The sequence below is a fragment of the Microcoleus sp. Z1_A1 genome, from assembly GCF_036700305.1.
In the GTDB taxonomy this organism is placed as follows: Bacteria; Cyanobacteriota; Cyanobacteriia; order Cyanobacteriales; family Microcoleaceae; genus Microcoleus.
Genome location: NZ_JAUBOR010000011.1, coordinates 65,638 through 86,806, shown reverse-complemented (window position 1 = coordinate 86,806; position 21,169 = coordinate 65,638). Strand labels below are relative to the sequence as shown.

Sequence of the window (21,169 nt, the reverse complement as noted above, 5' to 3'; positions counted from 1 at the left end):
AACAGTCAACAGTTAACTATTAGCAGTTTTCGACAAATCGGGACAGAACAACTGAGGTTTCCGCAGGGCTGGAAAGCTCAATACTACGAACAGCAGAGTGCGGCTGCAAGTGAGCGCAGTAAACATACTCACTAATACGCCCAATGCCAGAGTTACAGCAAACCCTTTAACTAAACCAGCGCCCAACCAGAACAAAGCAACACAAGCAATAACTGTTGTGACGTTGCCGTCTAAAATGCTGGAAAAAGCGCGGTAAAAACCCGATTCGACCGATCGATAAAGCGATTTCCCCGCCCGCAACTCTTCGCGGGTGCGCTCAAAAATCAGCACGTTAGCATCCACAGCCATCCCGATGCTGAGCACAAAACCAGCAATTCCCGGCAGCGTTAATGTCACTCCCAAAAGCACGAAAGCTGCCCAAGTTAACAGAGCATAAATTAACAGCGCAATATTGGCAATTACGCCAGGGAGTCGATAGTAGGCAACCATGAAAATCAAGACTAAAATCAAGCCGCCGATACCTGCGTTAATACTGCTTTGAATGCTGTCTCTACCCAAGGTAGCGCCGACAGTACGGTTTTCTACAATTTCGACTGGTACCGGCAAAGCGCCGCCCCGCAGTTGCACTGCCAAATCGTTGGCTTCTTGGGTTGTAAAGTTGCCTTGAATTACGGCACTTCCACCAGTAATTCCTGTTTGGGCAAATTCAACGCCGACGACTGGAGAACTGATCATTCTATCGTCTAGGAAAATACCGATACTGCGTCCGGTGCCTGCTAAATTTTTAGTGAGTTGGGCAAATAGTTCGCCTCCTTTGGTATCGAAAACAAGAGCAACGTTCCAGTTGTTCCCAGAAGCCAAGGGTTGAGGTTGAGCGTCTTTGAGGTTTTCGCCGCCGAGGCCGCTGCTTTTGAAGAGTTTGGCGATCGCCTCATTGCTTCTTGTCAAAGCAGCCTGATTTTCTTTAATAGCTGCCTCATTCGGGCTAATTTTCAGTTCTGCTTGTTTGACCAGCAATTCCTGCTGCAACTGCCTTTCAATGCCCAATTGTGCTTCTGTTCCGGGCAGTTGTTCCAGAAATTCTAGCTTGGCCGTGCCGCCCAAAACTCGTTCTGCTTGCTGCGGGTCATTTACTCCTGGCAACTGCACGAGAATTTGGTCTTCTCCTACTGTTTGGACTAATGCTTCGGAAACACCCAAACCGTTGACCCGGTTTTCGACAATCCGCCGCACTGCTTCTAACATTCCCTGGTCAATTTTGGGAATTGTGGGGGTAGTTTTTACTTGAATTGTGAGTTGCGACCCTCCTTGCAAGTCTAATCCCAGCCGCGTCGGAATTGTTACTATTACAGTAATGGCGGCGATGATTAGAACAAAAATTAGGGCTAATAGGGAACGTTGTTTTTGCATATTTAATTATTAGTCATTAGTCATTAGTCATTAGTCATTAGTCATTGGTCATTAGTCAGTAGTTAGGTGCAAGAAATAATCAATCGGTGCATCCGTTTTTTAGCATCAATGTCCTGCTGGATATCGTTAGTTTTAGCGAACAACAAAAGAGTGATAACTAATGACTAATGGCTAATGACTGATGACTATTTATACTCGCAAAGCTACCATTTTTTGGACGGCTTCGACAATTTGATTGGGCTGGACAATTGTCAGTCTTTCCAAATTGCCGTTGTAAGGTGTGGGAATATCTTGTGAAGACAGGCGCAAAACTGGTGCGTCGAGTTCGTCAAAAAATCGATCGCTGATTGAGGCAATTAGTTCGGCACCGATGCCTCCTGTTTTCATGCACTCCTCTACAATAATTACTTTGTGAGTTTTGCGAATGGATGCGCCGATGGTCTCCATGTCCAGGGGTTTGAGAGAAATTAGGTCGATCACTTCTGGATCGTAACCTTCTTTTACCAGGGCGGGCACGGCTTGCATGACGTGGTGCCGCATCCGGGAATAAGTCACGATTGTCACATCTTTGCCCGATCGCACAATTTCTGCCTTGTCCAGCGGCACTAAATATTCTGTTTCTGGCAAATTTTCTTTGAGGTTGTAAAGAAGAACGTGCTCGAAAAACAGAACCGGGTTATCGTCGCGGATGGCTGATTTTAAGAGTCCTTTGGCGTTGTAGGGAGTCGAACAGGCGACTATTTTCAAACCCGGTACTGCTTGGAAATATGCTTCTAGGCGCTGGGAGTGTTCCGCGCCGAGTTGCCGGCCCACGCCCCCTGGCCCACGAATTACCATTGGCATTTTGAAGTTGCCGCCCGATGTGTAGCGCAGCATTCCGGCATTGTTGGAAATTTGGTTGAAGGCCAGCAGCAAAAAGCCCATGTTCATGCCTTCGATGACCGGCCGCAATCCCGTCATTGCTGCGCCTACTGCCATGCCTGTAAAGCTATTTTCGGCGATCGGGGTGTCGAGCACTCTAAGTTCGCCGTATTTGTTGTAGAGGTCTTTGGTGACTTTGTAGGAACCGCCGTATTGGCCTACGTCTTCGCCGAGTACGAATACGGCGGAGTCGCGGGCCATTTCTTCGTCTAACGCCTCGCGGAGGGCGTTGAACAATAAGGTTTCTGCCATAGGAGGTGAAGCAATCATTGCAGGAGGGTCAGACTAGAATCTTAACCTTTTGGGGGTGTCGATCTAGGAGTCGATCGCAAATTCGGCAATTGAACCAGGCAGAATTGGCAAGACATTTATCATAATCATTTAATTTTGTCAAGTAGCGAAATTTATATTTCTGAAAAATGTTTTTGCAGTAAATCGTGAATAAATCGATAGCGCCGATCGCCTGTTTTTTGCAGCAACAAGCGATCGGCTGCTGCATCGAGAAAACGCTTGTAATCCCAAGGAATGTAGCCCTTCGACCACAGCATAAGGTGCAATATAAACCTTTCAATCCCCGGAATTCCCGGCAACAAAGCACTAATTACCGCAGCAACAGCACCCGCAATTAATCCCCAAATTGACCCGGAGACTAGGCTGGCAATTAATCCTAAAATCACCCAAATCAGCCCGCCAAGCAGCTTAACTCCAAGCTGATACTTGCGCCGTTCCTCGCCTGTTTGCAGCCAGCTAGACGGTATGCGATCGAGGTAAAATTCTTGAATTCCTTGCTGTTCCATCCTTCTGGCCAACCATCCCAGCCAGTGGCGAATTTGTTCCGGCCGCAGTTCCTTACCTCTGGGATACTGCTTGACTTGCCCGGTCATTTGGTGGCGAATATAGGCAGTTAAGAGATATTTGCGCTGTTCTTCGGCCGAAGTTATGCGCTTCCAAGCTTCAATTAAAATATCGTCGTAAGCCAGAGCCATCATGCTCAAAAGCAAGGGAACTTTTGCCAATTTCAACAACTCCGGCTCATGCTCAATGCTGTACCAAAGTTCGCGGCTTCTGGCTTCTAGCAAATAATTTTGGATTTTAGTTTCTGTTAAAGGTTTCAATAAAACCGCTGCTTGCAGGCGAAATCTAGTGGAGCAGTTTTTGTAAGCTTCAAAACTGCTGCAAGCTACTAAATGTTTGGGTTTAAATTCGCTTTCAACAAAGTGATTGATTGCTTGAATGCAGATATTTTGGCGGTGGGTTTCCACTTCGTCCAAGCCATCTAAGAGAGGCAGCAATTTTTGTTCGGCAAGCCATTTTTTGCCGACAGCAGGAGAGATACCGTATTTGAAGTGAAGTTGAGCAATTAACCAATCTGCGATCGCCCCGGATTCTGCTTTCCATGATCCGAGTTCAAACAGCACTGGTACTGGCAAACTAGCATCTTTTTGGGCGCGGGAAACTAACACGCGAGCTAATTCTAGCAGCGTCGTTGTTTTGCCTGCACCCGTGGCTCCCAAAATTACCAATTTGCCACCGGTGCGATCGAACACTTTGGCAACGCTTGCTTTGGGAGGAAGCCGAAAACTCGGACGGTTGCCCGCTTTCACTTCCACATCCCAACAGCGGTTAACACCAACAGCCGAGGAGTCTTGGCTGAGGTTAGCCAGCACAGCAGCGTGCAAAGACTGCGATCGTCCTGCTTGGACTTCCTGCTTCACCTCCTCCAATAATCGATCGCGAGGCGGTTGTAATCTCAGAGGAATCAATTTTGACATTTTATGTACCTCGCGCTGAACGCTTACTTTCGCAAATTTGCGCGCAAATAACCCAGAGCAAGATTACCATCAGTATAGGCGTCCAGTATATATTGACTCAAATTATTGCGACAATTATGGATCTGAAATTTTATCTAAAAATCCTGACAAGCGAATTTCAAAGCTGGTACCCGCCACGTGATTTATCCGTGGAATCAATCCCAAATCGAAAATCTAAAATCCTTGCGTCCCCCGAATTTATCTGGCGCAAGTCAATCCAAAATCCAAAATCTAAAATCTAAAATCGAATGACCCTGTGGTCGGCACTAGGTATTTCCACTATAAATTAACTGGCGATCGCCCCAACTCCCAAACAAAAATTATTAGTATAGATACAGAGAGGGTTTTTTATGTCATTTACGAAGCGTCAAATCATCACAGTAAGCTTAGCAGGAGTGGCAACAGCGGTGGGAGTGGCCGTTGCAACTATACAGTCGGGTGCGATGAAACAATCCAATCCTCCCCTTGCAGAATCGCCCGCATCCACCAGAAACCAGATTGCAGGGCCGACGAAAAACCCTGAATCTCGGCAACCAGAACCTCTGCAAGCACAAACCCAGGCGGCAGAATCTCCGAAATCCCAGCCCCAACCGGCAAAAACACCAGCACTTGAATCCTCGCTAGTTGCAGGAGTCCCTCCACGAAAAGTTGAGCCCGTAGTTGTCACACCGCCAAATTCGGGTTGCAAAATCAGCCAAGCTGTAGTCAGCGATCCGAATCCACCGCTAAATGTGCGATCGATCCCGCAAGTAAGGGGCAGCCAAATAGTAGGAAAACTTAAAAATAATACCTTTGTTTCAGTCGCCGAAGAACAAAACGGTTGGCTGCGAATTACAGATCCGCCCGGTTGGATTGCCAAAAACCGCACCGAAAGCAGTTGTTCTAACGTCAACCAGCAGATTAATTTTCGGCCGGGAGGAGATGAGGCAATTGTTAAAGGTCGAATTATCGGCGGCGGCACTCACTCTTACCGGATTCGCGCCCGAAAAGGTCAAACAATGACTGTTAGGAATCGGAAAGATGTTTTTCCGCAAATTATAACTCCTCGTGGCCAACTATTAGCAGGAAATCCTTATGAAGGCAATGAAACAGAGTGGACGGGAAAAGTGCCAGTAACAGGCAATTACACATTACAATTAGACTCGAATTTCCGGGGATACGAATACGAATTTTCGGTAAAATTGCGATAAATATGCAGGTTTATAGAATGATAATTACGCACGGGTGGTCAGAAACCGGGTTTTTACGAGAAGACGCGTTGTGGCGCACAGATTCGCGAAAAAACCCGGTTTCTTTGTCGGAGTGCATAAGTCCTAAAATTAAGGAATCGCCCCAAGGGATATATCAAGAATTGCAAACTTCTGCCAATCCTCCGAATCAAAGTGCCACCATTCGGTTGTGATACCCATAAATCCGTGTTTTTTCATCGCATCCTTAAGCACTTGACGATTTTTCCGAGATTCTGCGCTGCCGCCTTGATAATCTCCGTGAGCTTTTTCGGTAAAATCATCGTAAGGTGTAGGCATTTCTAATTCTTTGCCGGTGCGATCGACTAAAGTCAAATCAATAGCAGCACCGCGATTGTGCCGCGAACCCCTAGCAGGATTAGCAACATAGCGCGGATCTGGCCAAGCTTGCCACATTTGCTTAGTGACAGAGAAAGGCCTGTAGCAATCGTAAACTTTCAAACCCAATCCGATTTTTTCCAAATCAGTTTGAACTAGCCCTAACTTTTGAGCAACAGAACTTCTCAAGGCGCATTTCGATATAGGGTAAAGTTTCCGTTTCAAGAAATTGTTAGTAGTGGCGTACCGGATATCGAGGCGAATGTTGGGATTTACGGTGCGGATGTCAACCAGTCGCGCCCCAGGGGGAAGTTGACTCATGAAAATGCTTTCAGGTACTACTGGGTTGGGTTCGGGTTGGGTAATTTGCACTTGTGGCGGCTCCTGGGCGCTAATAGATGTTGTATAATTCAGTGTGGTTGTAGATAGTAATATTAGAGCGAATACAATTAAATATTTTGTAAATCGGTTTAATTTCATAGCTGTGTTAAGTGGATATTTAATAGAGTTTTTACATTGGATATTTTGGGGAATTTTCGCGCTTTTCGTGTTGTCTGTCATCCCGCCAGACCGACAGGGGTTGAAACCCCTGTCTCATAGCTAAAGTCCTCTGAAGAGGACTGAAATATTTCTCTAAAACTTTTATTTTATGAGTCTTTCAGTCGGTTTTAACCGACTTTAGCTATGAGACGGGGGTTTTAACCCCCGGCGGACTGTGAAACAAGCGCGAGAACGCTCGCTCTCTTTTCTCTCTGAGTCATTTTTAATTGTTAATTCTCCTCAAATTCCCAAGCGCTGATACACTAAATCTAAGTGCCTCAATTGATACTGCGGATCGAAACAATCATCAATCTCTTTGGTGGTCATCTTAGCTGTTACCCGATCGTCCTTAGCAATTAAATTGTAGAAATTGCCGCCCGGTTTGTTCCAGGCTTCGTGAGCACAAGATTGCACAATTTTGTAGGCGTCTTCGCGACTCGTGCCTTTTTCTACTAAAGCTAACATCACCCGCTGGCTGAAGATGACTCCGCCGTAAAGGTTCATGTTTTGCTTCATGTTTTCGGGATAGACTAGCAGGTGTTTTACTAAGTCTGTGGTTTCTACTAACATGAAGTGAGTTACTGTAGAACTGTCGGGCAAAATCATCCGTTCTACGGAACTGTGAGAGATGTCTCGTTCGTGCCAAAGCGCTACGTTTTCTAAGGCTGCGACGGCGTTGGCGCGGACGATTCTCGCCATTCCTGTGAGTCTTTCCGATCGAATCGGGTTGCGTTTGTGAGGCATGGCGGATGAGCCTTTTTGCCCTTTGGAAAAGAATTCTTCGACTTCGAGAACATCGGTGCGTTGCAGGTTGCGGATTTCTACTGCAAAACGCTCGATCGATGCTGCTAAGAGTGCTAAGGTTTGGACGTATTCGGCGTGTCGATCGCGCGAAATGACTTGAGTGGATGCGGTATCGGGTTCGAGTCCGAGGTTTTGACAGGCGATCGCTTCAATTCGCGGGTCAATATTAGCATAGGTTCCGACTGCGCCGGAGATTTTGCCGACTGCAATGGACGATCGCAAATTCACCAATCGGGCGCGGTTGCGAAAGACTTCTGCCAGCCATCCTGCTAGTTTAAAGCCAAAGGTGATCGGTTCGGCGTGAATTCCGTGCGATCGGCCAACCATGACGGTATTGCGATGCTGTTGAGCCTGATAGCGAATAGCTTGACTCAATTCTTCGACACGTTCTAACAAGATATTGACGCTAGCGACTAATTGCAGCGCCAAAGCGGTATCGAGCACATCGGAACTGGTTAAGCCGAGGTGAATGTAGCGGCCGGCATCGCCTACATATTCGTTGACATTTGTCAAGAAGGCGATCATGTCGTGGCGGACTTCGGCTTCAATTTCGAGGACTCGTTTGGGGTCAAAATTAGCCTTAGCTTTGATTTCTTCGACTGCGGCGGCGGGGATGTAGCCGAGTTCGGCTTGAGCTTCGCAGACAGCGATTTCTACTTGCAGCCAGCTTTTGAGTTTGGCGGTTTCAGTCCAGATGTTGCCCATTTCGGGCAAAGTGTAGCGCTCTATCACGGTGGGAGTTGGGGAATGCGATCGTCTTATTGTACATCTGCGAAGCATCCGTCTTCAGTCGGGAGGGGGAATTTCGGGCGATCGAACTTTTGAGATATGTGACACATCGTCCGTAGACCGATTGTCCGCAGAGACTGAAAATTGGCAGATGAGTCGATCGAAACAGAAGATTCTGCGTGCTTTAGGTCATCTCGTAAAGCAACGCAGGACAGCGTTGGGAATTTCGCAAGAGGAGCTCGGAATGCGGGCTAATTTAGACCGCACCTATATATCTGGAGTCGAACGCGGAGTCAGAAACCCGTCCATCACTGCAATTGCAAGTCTAGCTACCGGCTTGGGCACAACAGTTTCCAATCTTCTCGAAAATCTAGAAATAGAAGCGGAAAACGTAGAGTGAACAATCAAGATTTAGCAGGAACAATTAAAGCTCAATTAAAACAAGACTCAACTCAATTCAAAGTCTTTAATCTCCTCTCAGACCAAAAATGGCACTGTCGGGAGTGCGAAGGCAAACAGATAGCATCAGCTCAATATGCTGGCGGTGGCGGAATTCAGGGATTGCAGCGCGGAACAAGGAAGCGCCCCGGTCTGGTTATTGTAACAGAAAAGAGATACTGTCAAACTTGTCAGGCAACACGTTTGGGCGATTTGTGGACAGGAGAAATTAAATCAGCAAATTCTGCTGCTAACATACCCGCTTCTCTGGTAAAAAGAATTCTCGAAGTTTACTTTTATACAGATGTAATCGAACAGAGAAAACGAGCAGCTCATGAGTTAGTAATTGACCATAGATTCCCAATGGAGCGTTGGGGAGATAATGAGCCACCACACCTGGCATCTATGAGCGAATCTGAAATCAAGGCAAAGTTTCAGTTGCTCAAAAAAGATGCTTCAGGCAATCACAATCTTCTAAAATCTCGAAGTTGCGAACGCTGCATCAAAACAGGGAAAAGAGGCACACCTTTCGGAATCAAGTTTTGGTATGAAAGAGGCGAAGACTGGCCTTCCATACATCAGCGCGGCGCTGAAGCTGAGGAAGGCTGCACAGGATGCGGCTGGTATGATTTTAAAACTTGGCGAAATGCTCTCAATCAAAAACTAGCTGAATCTGTTCGGGAGGTTTAACAGTAACTAAGCTAGGCTTGTTAAGCGCAATATCAGTCAAGTATGGAATAAGTGCAAAGCCGATACACTCTGCTAAACGAGGCGGCACGGCATTTCCAATTTGCCACATTGCCTTTTTCATTGAACCTTCAAAAATAAATGAATCCGGGAAACTTTGCAATCTAGCCATTTCGCGAGCTGAAATCACGCGGTTGAGATAAGGATGAATATGAGTGCCACCGTGATTTTCTTTAACAGTCATACTCGGTTTTCCCGGATACTGTCGCTTGAAAGCATCGGCGTAGCTTTCATACAAAGAACCGCCTGGTGGAACTTTAGCAAGTCTTTCCATGTACTCAACAGAATGACGAGTCCATTCGTGGTTAATTTCTGGTAGGGGAGTATACTCTGGTAAATCATCAATTGCTGACTCAATCGCTTTGTATTGTTCGGGCAACAATTGCGGCTTCGGATAGGGATTTTGCATCCCAAATCTATTGGCAATAAAAATAGCTCGCGGGCGGATTTGCGCGACTCCATAGGCGGCTGATTCCAGAACAGCAACGGACATATGGGGATAGCCAATTTCCTGAAAAGCCTCGCAAATGGCTTGCTTAACAGCTCCTTTTTGTATGGTCAATATTCCGGGTACGTTTTCCATGACAACATACCAAGGACGTATCTCAGACACTACGCGGACAAACTCTCTAAAGAGGCGATTTCGAGGGTCGTTGGGGTCGCGTTTTCCTGCAACTGAGAAGCCTTGACACGGCGGCCCGCCTACAACAACATGAACTTCTGGCGAACCAATTTCAGCGAGCAACTTTTGGGGATTTAAGTCTTTTATATCCTCGCACGAGTGATGGCAATCTGGAAAGTTTTTTGTATGAGTTGCCGAGGCGATCGCATTAATTTCAACGCTTGCTATTGGTCGAAAACCTGCTTGCAATAAACCTTGGGTCATGCCGCCCGCGCCGCAAAAAAGATCGACAAATGTATAGTCTGATTTTGGCAGTGACTGAGATTCAACATCAATGAATATCTTGTAGGGGTCGCAGTCATTTGCTTCTAGTTCGCGTTGGATGCGTTCGTAACGCCCTAATTTTGCTTTCTTTTGCTTTTTGGCAGGAATTGGTTCTGAGTCATTTGAGAATAAAGACAGTTGTATTGCTTCCATTTTATATTTTTTTACTGCGTTCTCTCTGATGTTGCCCACTTGGGCCAGGGTGTAGGGATCGATCGCGCTTGGAGTCGGAGAGTGCGATCGTCCTATTGTACATCTGCGCGGGGATGCAAGACTCAGAAACCCTGTTTCTGAAAGCAACCAGGTTTTTGTAGTTTGGGCGATCCGCTACGATATGCTAAACCTCGTTAGCTGGCATTCTTCTCTATTCGCCAATAAATGGTTCCAAATGAATAGCCATTAATATTTTGGCTTGACTTCGCCCTTGAGTGCATTTACTCAAAAAGTATTGCGATTTTCAGGGTTATTCGCTAGAATAGCCAACCTGTCAAGTAAAAAAATCCCATCAACAAGACAGACATTTCCCACATCCGCTTATGACAATTGCCTATACTCCACCTTGGCTGCTGAACAACGGCCTATTAATGACGTTGTACACCGCATTAAGGGCTAGTCGCCGCTGGGAAAAGACGATCCCTTACCCAGAGCCCCCTTACCGAGAACACATCTTTACTGGTGCCTGTGGAGTCCCGATTTTCGGCTGGGTTGCCATCCCCGAAAATCCCCGATATACCATTGTCGGCACTTACGGCATTACTGGCGATCTGGATAATCAATGGTATCTCAAGCTACTAGGCCGTAAAGCTTATGCCCAAGGCTGTGCAGTGGTGTTATTTGACTGGCGAGCTCACGGCAAAACTGCCCAACTCTCTCCCACCCTGACTTCTGATGGTCTATACGAAGGTGAAGATTTCGTTCGGATTGCTGCCGCTGCTAAAGAAATGGGATGTCCCGCCCCTTTTTGGTTCACTGGTTATTCTCTGGGGGGACAATTAGCCTTGTGGGCCGTAAAATCAGCTCAGACGATCGCAGATTGGGGGCCTGACTTAGGGCTCGAAGAGTCAGAACTAGCAGGCGCGGCGGTGATTTGCCCCAGCTTGGACTCGAACCGTTCTCTGTCTTATCTAGTTAAAGATGAGTGGGGGAAATTTTTAGAAAAGGCGATCGCGCGACAGTTAAAAAAACTAGCAAAAAACATCGCCGCATCGCATCCGGGGGCGATCGATCCTGCCGCTATTGAACGCGCCAACAGCATTTGGGGCTTTGACCATGAACTGGTAATTGGCCCGTTAGGTTTCTCCTCTGTGGAAGAATACTATGAGGCTAGCAGCGCTCTACACATTTTGCCTCACCTCAAAAAACCCACTTACATCCTTTATGCAGCAGACGATCCGATGTTTGATCCGGTGCTTGTCTCTGAGTTGCAAGCCATTGGCGCGAACAATTCTGCCTTAGAATTAGTGGTGACAGCCTACGGCGGTCATGTTGGGCATATCAGTAGTAAACGCTGTCAGCATCAATTTGGTGATAGCGATCGGTGGTGGGCCTGGAATCGGATTTTACAGTGGTTCGATGCCTTGAGTGTTGATTGAGATTATCAAATAAAACCTGAACACTCCTCGGCAATAGTTGCGGGAGGAAAGGATTAGGGGGTTTTTGGCCGTTGCTGTCGGTTTTAAGGAAATATTCTGGTAAAAAACCCGGTTTCTGAGTACCCGCGCCTCAAACCAAAGAAACCGGGTTTTTGGCCGTTGCTGTCGGTTTTAAGGAAATATTCTGGTAAAAAACCCGGTTTCTGAGTACCCGCGCCTCAAACCAAAGAAACCGGGTTTTTGGCCGTTGCGATCGGTTTTAACGCCGTATTCTCGTCCCAAACCCGGTTGCTGAGTACCCGCGCCTCGATTTTCAGCTTTTAGAGAGAGGTAAAAACTCGCCCGATCGCTACACTATTAACTAGGAACTCAGCAATTTTGGAGAAGAGGTGAATTGAAATTCGTTTCCGACCCGCAAATAAAAGTCAAAATCCGCAAAATGAACGAGCGGGTGCGGTGGCAAGAACAGTCGATCGTCCATCGGGGAATCGACCAAACTCGGATGGTTTTGGAATCTCCAACCACCGACTCTCCAGAGTTTTCGTTTTTAGTTGTAGGCGACAGCGGCACGGGCAATCACCGCGGCTACAATCCCCAGCGACAGATTGCCGAACAGATGGTCTCCGAGCGCGAAACTTGCCGTTTCGTCCTCCACACCGGCGATGTAGTTTATCTCGTCGGTTCCAGCGAATATTACTTGCAAAACTTTATTCGCCCCTACCGAGAATTTATAGTCGGCGGCGAGGAGCCATCTCGGATTGCCTACGATCGCATGGTGTTTAACTTTCCGTTTTTGCCCGTACCGGGAAACCACGACTATTACGACTTGCCGATAGTCTACGGCCTTCTGTCGGCGACAGCTTTGCCGCTGCGCCGGCTGTTGGGTTCCAAGTTGGATCTCGATGTCGGCTGGCACGGTTCCGATCGCGGAAACACCTACGCCAAAGCCTTTCTCGACTACCTGCAAGCTCACAAAATGCCGGGAGAACTCGATCGCCACCTAGACGCCCACTACACCGCCAGCACCAGCACAGGCCGCTGCCTCCGCTACCAACCCGGACGCTTTACCCGCTTACCCAACCGCTACTACACCTTCTGCAGTGGCGGCATCGACTTCTTCGCCCTTGACTCCAACACTTTCAACGAACCATTACCGATCCCGAAAACCAAACAGGGCGACATTCGCCGCCAGAATTTGGAACTCGATCGTCAGAAGTTGGAACAAGAAAAATTGGCAATGATCGAAATCTGCGATCGGCTAAACCCCGAAATTCCCGAGGAAGCCGAACAGCTAGACGACTTGGGCGCCAAGTTAGAGCAAGTTGACGAAATCCTGATGGATATTGACAAACAACTGTCGTCGCACAAAACAGCAGCCACAGACGTTGAACAGCTCGAATGGCTGAAAAAAAGGCTGATTGACTCTTGGCGGGATTCCGAGGTGCGGGGGCGGGTAATTTACCTGCACCATCCCCCCTACGTAACCGAGGCGACAAAGTGGAATCAAGCTCAAACTTTGGCGGTTCGGTTGCGATTGCGCGAGGTACTCGACGCGGTGGCCGATGCTGTTGGGGACGCGGCGCAGGGGCGTCCGCTAGTAGATTTGGTGCTGACGGGCCACGCTCACTGTTTGGAATACCTGCGGACTGGGGATACTGGACACGGCGACTCTGGGATTAATTGGATTGTCTGCGGGGGAAGCGGCCACAGTCTCCGCCGCCAGCGCCCGGAAGGGCCGATGTTGGAGGAAGCATTGAGTCCTGAAGCTTATCGGTTGGCGCGGCAGTCTGGTTCCGAAACAGCCAGCCGGCGGGTAGCGGAGTCTTTGCTATTTGTCGGCCGCAGCGGTCAAGGTTCCCACAAACGTCGTCCTTATTCGTGTTTGCGGATTGATGTTCTCGATGGGTGTCCCCCCAAATTCCGCATCCGACCTATTGTTGTCGAACGATTTGAGGGGAAATGGCAGGATATCTCGATCGAACCTTTTGTGATTTAGCATCAGTCATTCAATTGGATTGTGGGGAGTAGGGGTTGGGCACGCGAGCCCGCCCAAACAGGCACTCCGGCCTGTTCCACAAAAATTCAATTTGATTGTGGGTTGGGCACGCGAGCCCGCCCAAACAGGCACTCCGGCCTGTTCCAGAAAACCAACATCACTTAATTCAGGACAAAAATTCAATGATTGCTAACTTAACCGCCACCGGCTGGGAAATTATTTACCACCGCGCCCATGCTTTGCTCGCCGCCCAACTTGGCGGACAGTGGAAGCGCTCGAAATCTCCGCTTCGGTTGTACGAAACCATAGCCGCGATTTCGCATCACGATGATTTGGAGAAAGAGTGGGAAGAAAATATTTTAACTGAAGCGGGCGCGCCCTTTGATTTTACTTTGCAGACGGAAACTTCTCTGCCTAAAATTAAAGCCATGACGCAGAATTCCCTATATCGCGGTAGGTGGGTAGCCATGCTGATTTCTATGCACATGAGTTATCTCAACGAAGGAAAGCGGGGAGAGTCCAAGGAACTCGACGAATTTTTGGACGAACAACTGGAAAATCAAAAAAAATGGCAAAAAGAGTTGAAGATTTCCGAGGAAGATGCTAAGGCAGCTTATGCTTTTTTCCAGTGGTGCGATCGGCTATCATTAATTCTTTGCAGCCGCGAGTTACCTGCAGGAGAACGAGCTTTAGAAATTAGTGTCGGCCCGGACGGCAAGCGCTACGATATTGTACAGCACAGCAACGAACTCGTGACTGTAACTCCTTGGCCTTTTGAAGACGATAAATTTACTGTCAACGTCGAAGCGTGCAATTTAAATCAAGTCAAATTTGACACCAATGAGGAAATCAAGGAAGCGTTGCACAAAGCTCCGCGCAAAGTCTTAGAGTGGACTTTTGTCAAGTCTTAACTAAACCTTTGAAAAATAGGTGAGGGTTGTTGTCGAAGTTTAGCGGGCATGGCATTTGTGTTAACTTAATCTTAAAACCATGTCTCATATTATGTCGGGTCGATTACCCCTAATACGGTAGGGGTTCCCCTCACGAAAAATATCTGCCAATAATTGACAATCTCAAAAACCTGCCCTGTTAATCGCGGTCACTCGATCGGACATGATATCAATCAGCATTATAGTTGAGTCTTGATCCCCCCCTCACCCCCCTTAATCAGGGGGAGTAGGGGGTGGACAAGAACACTCAAAGTCAACTCCTACTCCCCTGATTAAGGGGGATTTAGGGGGAGCGAAACTTCGATATAAACGTTACGTATTACCTATTACCAACTATGAAACGTTCAGCTTGCCTAATTTTCAATCCAGTCGCCGGTAACAGCGACCCCGACCAAGACTTAGCTAGAATTCAGGAACTTTTAGAGCCTTTTATTGACTTAGACATTCGTCTGACAACCCCAGAATTAGACGCAGATCAAATCGCCCGCGAAGCAGTTGCTAGGGGAGTTGAAGAAATTATTGCTTCCGGGGGCGACGGCACATTATCAGCAGTTGCTGGGGCGATTGTGAGCACAAATATTCCTTTAGGAATTATTTCGCGGGGAACGGCTAATGCTTTTGCGAATGCTTTAGATATTCCGAATACAATTGAAACCGCCTGCGCCACTATTTTGGGAGGGTTGACGCGGGTAGTGGATGCCGGGATTTGCAACGGTAAAATGCCGATGGTTTTGTTAGCTGGAGTGGGTTTTGAGGCAGAAACTGTCGAACTAGCCGATCGCGAAATGAAGAATCGCTGGGGAATGCTGGCTTACATTTTGTCAGGAATTAAACAGTTAAACAATTTAGAAAGATTTGAAGCGGAAATAGAAACCGACGATAAAATTATCCACCTTACTGCTGTGGCCGTAACAGTAGCAAATGCAGCGCCGCCTACTTCCATTTTAGCTCAAGGCCCGGCGGGGATTGTTTTTGATGACGGCTTGCTGGACGTGACGCTGGTTGCGCCGGAGAATAAAGCTGGGGCGATCGCAGCTTCTTATCACCTATTGCAAACCGCTTTGAGCGGCAATCCTACCGATCGCGATGACATCGGTTATTTGCGGGCAAAAAAAATAAAAATTACTACCGATCCGCCTCAAAAAGTGGTTTTAGACGGGGAAATTATCGGCATGACTCCGGTTTCTATTGAGTGCGTTCCGGGAGGTTTAACTATTTTTGTACCGCGAGTTGAAGAAGCACCAGTGGTGGAAAAACTCACTGGTTTAGCGGACATCGAAGTTACATTGAAGCCCTCAACTTAAAAATTTTAGCGAAACAAACAAAAAGAAAGACCGCCCGGGCGGTCTTTTGTTTTTAGGCGTCTAAAATTTGGCGAATGCGGCGCTCCAAACGTTCGAGATCGAGTCCGCCTTCATCGCGGCTGATGCGTCGCACGGTGACGTTAACATTGCTCAAATCGGCAAGCAAATCTTGCAGGATTTCTTGTTGCTGCCGAGCTTGAGTTATTTCGCGCGGTTCCTGCACCAAATCGCGAACGATTGTATCTTCCGCGCGCGAAGCAACGATCGGGTCTGCTTCGCCGTCTACGTGTACGAAAGTGCGCCGACCGGGCCCCCGTTCTTCTTCAATTGGTATTACTGCTGTTACTCGATCGGAGCGTACATATTTGCCAAATCCCAGGTGGACTAAGACAGAAGATTGTATTTTCATAGATAGCAATTTTTATTTGTTAGTTATCTATATTTTAACTTTGCCAACTCAGAGATGACAACTAATATCCTAGCTGTTTGTACTACAATATGTGTCGGTATTTTCTGTGTTTTATAGTTGTCAATTTTCCTAAAAAGTGCTAAGTTAATTAACTGGATATAAGTTACCAACGGTGGGTCAGAAACCGGGTTTTTAACGAAAAGACGCGCTCCAACCAGCAGATTCGGTAAAAACCCGGTTTCTTTGGTCGGAGCGCGTAAATCCTGTTACCATAATAAAAATAGAGCAGTTTGCGATCGCCCGCAACGCATTTCAGGGACACAGCCTACCGATTCTAGATTTGAGCATTACTTCCACGGAAAAACAGGAAAGCCTAAATCATGCTAATTAGTCTCGACTTAGTTATCAGTATCCTGACGACAATTCCCTTCGGCACTATCAAAGACAAGTTTCAGCGCAACGAAACTGTCATCAAAATCTTAAAAAGATTTAACCTCGACCCGGATGCTCCGCCCGCAGATTTTAGCGGAGTTTATGTTTATACTTTAGTAGAATACGGCGCTGGCAAACCCAAGCAGATTTTAGAACTGTTTCGCCAAAAAGAGATTGAATCAGCATTTCGCAAAGCCTTCGAGTCCGATAGCCCAGCCATTTTAATTAAAGCAGGCGATGAATATCTGAATGAGAGTGCTTTAGGCAAAGAAATTCGAGATTTAGGCATTGACCCCAGACGGGAATTCATGGCATTTGCCGCCGTGTTTATGGAAGTAGCAAAGCGGACGCGGACGCTGGGAGATGTGATGATGGGAAATTCGATCGCCTCTTTGCAAAAACGCCTATCTATGGTAATGGATCGCATCGATCGCCTCCCCACTATCGAAGGAATTCGCACCGAATTTGCGCGGTTAGAAGCCGAAGATTATCCGGCACTGCCCGCAGCAGCATCAACCAATATTCAAAAATCTCAAGTTTTTATTTTATCGCAACAAGTTCGCGGTTGGTTTGAAACATTAAGTTATAAGTTTGAGCCATATCAAATCTCGGAAGATAACTATTTTGAATGGATTATCAATGTTCCTGTCAGACGCAATCGGTACGATCGCATTTTAGTGCGCGGAATTGCCGGAGAAGCCGGACTCAGAGACATCTCAGCCTTGCGCGAGTCGGTGGAAAAACAGCGCACCGATGAAGGATGGTTAGTCACCGCCCGCCGCATCAGTCGCGCCGCGCGGGATGAGGTAGAGAAAGACGAAAATCGTAATTTAGCTTGCTATACGTTTGATGAATTACTCGACCAAGATGCCGATTTTACCGCTTATCTGGATTGGCTAGAAACAGAAATTACTAGCCGAGAAATTGATACCAAATATGTGCCGCTAGCTTGTACGAAAGAAGAAATTGACCCCGATACTCACCGCAAGATAGGCGTGAGTCATTATGACGGGCGAGATGGCTGGATCGAAGGTTATATTGACCTGTGGTTGAATGACCCAGTAAAAGAACATATTTCAGTTTTAGGAGAATTTGGAACCGGCAAAACTTGGTTTGCGATGCACTATGCTTGGATGGCGCTGCAACGCTACAAAGAAGCTCAAAAGCGCGGCTTGGAACGTCCGCGTTTGCCGTTAGTAATTCCTTTGCGAGATTACGCGAAAGCAGTTAGCGTCGAGTCGCTGTTTTCCGAGTTTTTCTTTCGCAAGCACGAGATACCTCTGGCGGGTTATTCGGCCTTTGAACAACTGAATCGCATGGGCAAGTTTCTGTTAATTTTCGACGGTTTTGATGAAATGGCCGCTAAGTGCGATCGGCAAGAAACCATCAACAACTTCTGGGAACTAGCAAAAGCCGTCGTTCCCGGCGCAAAAGTTATCCTGACTTGCCGTACCGAACACTTTCCTGAAGGCAAGGAAGGACGGGCATTGTTCAATGCAGAACTGCAAGCATCAACAACCATTTTAACAGGCGAAACTCCCCAATTTGAAGTCTTAGAATTAGAGAAATTTAACGACGAACAAATTGGGCAAGCGTTGTCATTTCAAACAGAAGCGGCGACTGTAAAAAAAGTGATGGGAAACCCGCAACTATTGGATTTAGCGCGTCGCCCGGTGATGACCGAGTTAATTTTGGAAGCATTGCCCGATATTGAAGCTGGAAAACCAGTAGATATGTCGCGGATTTATCTGTATGCGGTGCGGCGGAAGATAGAGAGAGATATCAAAGCAGAACGTACTTTTACGTCTGTAGCAGATAAGCTTTACTTTTTGTGCGAACTGTCTTGGGAAATGCTGTCTACCAACCAAATGAGTCTCAATTATCGCGGTTTTCCCGATCGCATTCGCAGCTTGTTTGGTTCCGTGGTGCAAGAGGAAAAAGACTTAGACCACTGGCACTATGACATGATGGGTCAAACGATGCTAATCCGCAATGCAGATGGGGATTATACTCCAGCCCATCGTTCGTTATTAGAGTTTTTTGTCGCTTACAAATTTGCAGCAGAATTGGGAGTTTTGGCCGCAGATTTTACCGAATTAGTTGCGCCGGAACAGTCTTGTGTCAATCCTGATGCAGAACCTCGATCGTACACTTGGTCTAATTATTGTCGGCTTCAGGCAGAGAAGAGAAATAAGAATGAACTCATCGCGCCTTTAAAAGGATTTGTTGCTGAAGATTTAGGGCAACTTCTTCAGAGTTTCGGACAAGCGCGGCTGACTAAAGCTGTGATGGATTTGTTCTTACCAATGGTAGGGGCTGTACCCTCGTGCCGGCCCTGCCTCGATGTAGGGGCAGCTACGGAGGAATTATTGGAAATTCTGGAAGCAACGCGGGGAAAAACTGAAAGTGAGGTAGGTTATGTGGGAGGGAATGCGGCGACGCTGTTGGTGAAAATCGATCGAACTGCGTTAGAAGCAAAAGACCTTTCTCGTGCAGTTATTTTAGGTGCTGATTTTACAAATGCTAGTCTGCGCCACGTCAATTTTGCTGAAGCAAATTTAGCTAATTCTGATTTTACTAAAATCTTCAGCAGTGTTCGGTCAGTAATATTTAGTCCTGATGGCAAACTGTTAGCTACAGGTGATAGCGATGGCGTAGTTCGCTTGTGGGAAGCTAGCAGTGGCAGAGAAATATTGACCTGTAAAGGACATACCAACGTGGTGGAGTCAGTGACCTTCAGTCCTGACGGTGAGATACTTGCTAGCGGGAGTTATGACAAAACAATCAAGTTATGGGATGTCAAGAGTGGTGAATGTTTAAAAGTGTTGCAGGGACATACCGAATCAGTAATGTTTGTCACCTTCAATCCTGATGGAAATATACTCGCTAGTGGGAGTTTCGATCGCACGATAAGGTTATGGGATATCCGCACGCGTAAATGCCTGCAAATTTTGCAAGGTCATACTGAAAGTGTGTTTTCAGTGGCTTTCCATCCTGCTGGTGAGATGCTTGCCAGTGGCAGCAGCGACACAACAGTAAGGTTGTGGAATATTCACACTGGTGAATGCCTGCAAATTTTGCACGGTCATACTAAAAACGTGTTTTCAGTTGCTTTCAATTCTATTGGTGAAATACTTGCTAGCGGCAGCGGCGACGAAACAGTGAAGCTGTGGAATATCGGCAGCGGTGAATGTCTCAAAACTTTGGAGGGACATTTCGGTCATGTACGGTCAATAGCCTTCAGTCCTTCGGACGAAATACTCGCAAGTGGAAGTCAGGATTGCACAGCAAAACTGTGGGATATCAACAGCGGTGAATGCTTGAATACTTTGCAAGGGCATAACGATCGAGTAGGGTCAGTCGCCTTCAGTCCAAACAGTGAAATACTTGTTAGCGGCAGTTACGATAAAACGCTGAGGCTGTGGGCTATTAACAGCGGTGAATGCTTGAATACGCTGCAAGGGCATAGCAATCAAGTAAGGTCGATCGCCTTCAGCCCCAACGGTGAAATGCTGGCCAGCAGCGATGATGAAAAAACAGTCAAGCTGTGGGATGTCAGCAGTGGTGAATGCCTCCAAATCTTGCACGGACATCTCGATCGGGTAGACTTGGTTGCTTTCAGTCCAAATGGTAAGCTACTTGCTAGCAACAGTTATGACGAAACATTGAGGGTATGGGATATTCGCAGCGGTGAATGCCTTCATACTTTGCCAGAAGTTGACAATGAAACACGATCGATCGCCTTCAGTCCAAATGGTGAAATACTTGCGAGTGCAGGTTACAAACAAACGGTGAGGTTGTGGCATATCGGTACTGGCGAATGTCTCAAAACGTTGCACGGGCATAACAATTCTGTATACTCGGCTGCTTTCAGTCCTTTGGGTGAGATATTTGCCAGTGCAGGTTTTGACGGAACGGTGAGGCTGTGGGATATCCATACTGGTGAAGGCCTCCACATCTTACAGGGGCATACGGGTTGGTCACGCGCGATCGCCTTTAGCCAGAACGGTGAAATACTTGCCAGTGGAAGTGTCGATCGAACAGTAAGATTATGGGATGTTCGCAGTGGTGAATGCCTCCAAATCTTACAGGGGCATACTGATTGGATACGTTCAGTTGCCTTTAGTTATTCTGGTGAAATAGTTGCTAGTGGAAGTGTAGATGGAACGGTAAGAATATGGGATATTCGTACAGGTGAATGTCTAAAAATTTTGCAATGTCATACCAGTAGAATTAACTCTGTTGCCTTCAGTTCAAATGAAAAAATTATTGCTGCTTGCTGTCGGGATGGCACAATTAGACTTTGGGATATTGAGACTGGTGAGTGCCTCAAAATATTGAAAAGTGACAGACCTTATGAAAACATGAATATTGCAGGAGTTACGGGTTTAACGGAAGTTGAAAAAGCCACGCTCAAAGCTTTAGGGGCTGTTGAAAATTAATCGTCGCAAAGGCTGTCACTCCACTAAGTCCGACAGGGAATGAATTCCCTGTCTAATAGCGAAAGTCCTCTAAAGAGGACTAAAGAATTAATTAGTCCTCTTTAGAGGACTTTCGCTTTGAGGCAGGGGTTTC

The 21,169-nt window shown here is 47.0% G+C and carries 15 protein-coding genes; 8 read left to right on the top strand and 7 right to left on the bottom strand.

Features of this window, described 5'->3' with window-relative positions:
* Positions 1-12 precede the first annotated feature (12 nt).
* The 3 genes from secD to QT973_RS09805 form a co-directional block, all read right to left on the bottom strand.
* A complete protein-coding gene (gene secD, locus QT973_RS09815) occupies positions 13-1,410 on the bottom strand; it encodes a protein translocase subunit SecD (RefSeq protein ID WP_333054497.1) in 1,398 nt (465 codons plus the stop codon).
* Positions 1,411-1,599: 189 nt separating this feature from the next.
* A complete protein-coding gene (locus QT973_RS09810) occupies positions 1,600-2,583 on the bottom strand; it encodes an alpha-ketoacid dehydrogenase subunit beta (RefSeq protein WP_333109434.1) in 984 nt (327 codons plus the stop codon).
* Between the two features lie 152 nt (positions 2,584-2,735).
* Complete coding sequence (locus QT973_RS09805) at positions 2,736-4,103, bottom strand: NACHT domain-containing protein (protein ID WP_333391234.1); 1,368 nt, start codon at positions 4,101-4,103, stop codon at positions 2,736-2,738.
* 389 nt (positions 4,104-4,492) lie between these two features.
* Between QT973_RS09805 and QT973_RS09800 the strand changes: the two genes are divergently transcribed.
* On the top strand, positions 4,493-5,332 hold the full coding sequence (locus QT973_RS09800) for an SH3 domain-containing protein (RefSeq protein WP_333271332.1): 840 nt from the start codon (positions 4,493-4,495) through the stop codon (positions 5,330-5,332).
* 129 nt (positions 5,333-5,461) lie between these two features.
* Here QT973_RS09800 and QT973_RS09795 read toward each other — a convergent pair whose 3' ends face one another.
* Positions 5,462-6,187: a M15 family metallopeptidase gene (locus tag QT973_RS09795; protein ID WP_333313113.1), complete on the bottom strand. Its 726-nt coding sequence runs from the start codon at positions 6,185-6,187 to the stop codon at positions 5,462-5,464.
* Between the two features lie 300 nt (positions 6,188-6,487).
* On the bottom strand, positions 6,488-7,783 hold the full coding sequence (gene purB, locus QT973_RS09790) for an adenylosuccinate lyase (RefSeq protein ID WP_333039418.1): 1,296 nt from the start codon (positions 7,781-7,783) through the stop codon (positions 6,488-6,490).
* Between the two features lie 148 nt (positions 7,784-7,931).
* Here purB and QT973_RS09785 point away from each other — a divergent pair, with 148 nt between their 5' ends.
* Both QT973_RS09785 and QT973_RS09780 read left to right on the top strand, forming a co-directional pair.
* A complete protein-coding gene (locus tag QT973_RS09785; RefSeq protein ID WP_190740357.1) occupies positions 7,932-8,180 on the top strand; it encodes a helix-turn-helix domain-containing protein in 249 nt (82 codons plus the stop codon).
* Positions 8,177-8,908, top strand: a complete 732-nt coding sequence (locus QT973_RS09780; protein WP_333391232.1) for a restriction endonuclease — start codon at positions 8,177-8,179, stop codon at positions 8,906-8,908. Before QT973_RS09785 ends, QT973_RS09780 begins: the two co-directional genes overlap by 4 nt.
* On the opposite strand, the gene QT973_RS09775 is transcribed toward QT973_RS09780, so the two are convergent.
* Complete coding sequence (locus QT973_RS09775) at positions 8,871-10,064, bottom strand: DNA cytosine methyltransferase (RefSeq protein ID WP_333391230.1); 1,194 nt, start codon at positions 10,062-10,064, stop codon at positions 8,871-8,873. The two genes, QT973_RS09780 and QT973_RS09775, sit on opposite strands and share 38 nt — an antisense overlap.
* 383 nt (positions 10,065-10,447) lie before the next feature.
* Here QT973_RS09775 and QT973_RS09770 point away from each other — a divergent pair, with 383 nt between their 5' ends.
* The 4 genes from QT973_RS09770 to QT973_RS09755 all read left to right on the top strand — a co-directional run bounded on the left by QT973_RS09770 (position 10,448) and on the right by QT973_RS09755 (position 15,753).
* Positions 10,448-11,503 carry an alpha/beta fold hydrolase gene (locus tag QT973_RS09770; protein ID WP_333391228.1) on the top strand — a complete coding sequence of 352 codons (1,056 nt, stop codon included), beginning with the start codon at positions 10,448-10,450 and terminating at the stop codon, positions 11,501-11,503.
* 394 nt (positions 11,504-11,897) lie between these two features.
* Positions 11,898-13,499 carry a metallophosphoesterase gene (locus QT973_RS09765; protein ID WP_333054484.1) on the top strand — a complete coding sequence of 534 codons (1,602 nt, stop codon included), beginning with the start codon at positions 11,898-11,900 and terminating at the stop codon, positions 13,497-13,499.
* A 182-nt stretch (positions 13,500-13,681) separates the two neighbouring features.
* Positions 13,682-14,410: a DUF3891 family protein gene (locus QT973_RS09760; protein WP_333054483.1), complete on the top strand. Its 729-nt coding sequence runs from the start codon at positions 13,682-13,684 to the stop codon at positions 14,408-14,410.
* Positions 14,411-14,784: 374 nt separating this feature from the next.
* Complete coding sequence (locus QT973_RS09755; protein WP_333054482.1) at positions 14,785-15,753, top strand: YegS/Rv2252/BmrU family lipid kinase; 969 nt, start codon at positions 14,785-14,787, stop codon at positions 15,751-15,753.
* 52 nt (positions 15,754-15,805) lie between these two features.
* Here QT973_RS09755 and QT973_RS09750 read toward each other — a convergent pair whose 3' ends face one another.
* Complete coding sequence (locus QT973_RS09750) at positions 15,806-16,162, bottom strand: hypothetical protein (RefSeq protein ID WP_006631047.1); 357 nt, start codon at positions 16,160-16,162, stop codon at positions 15,806-15,808.
* 380 nt (positions 16,163-16,542) lie between these two features.
* On the opposite strand from QT973_RS09750, the gene QT973_RS09745 reads away from it, so the two are divergent.
* Positions 16,543-21,036, top strand: a complete 4,494-nt coding sequence (locus QT973_RS09745; RefSeq protein WP_333391226.1) for a WD40 domain-containing protein — start codon at positions 16,543-16,545, stop codon at positions 21,034-21,036.
* Positions 21,037-21,169 lie beyond the last annotated feature (133 nt).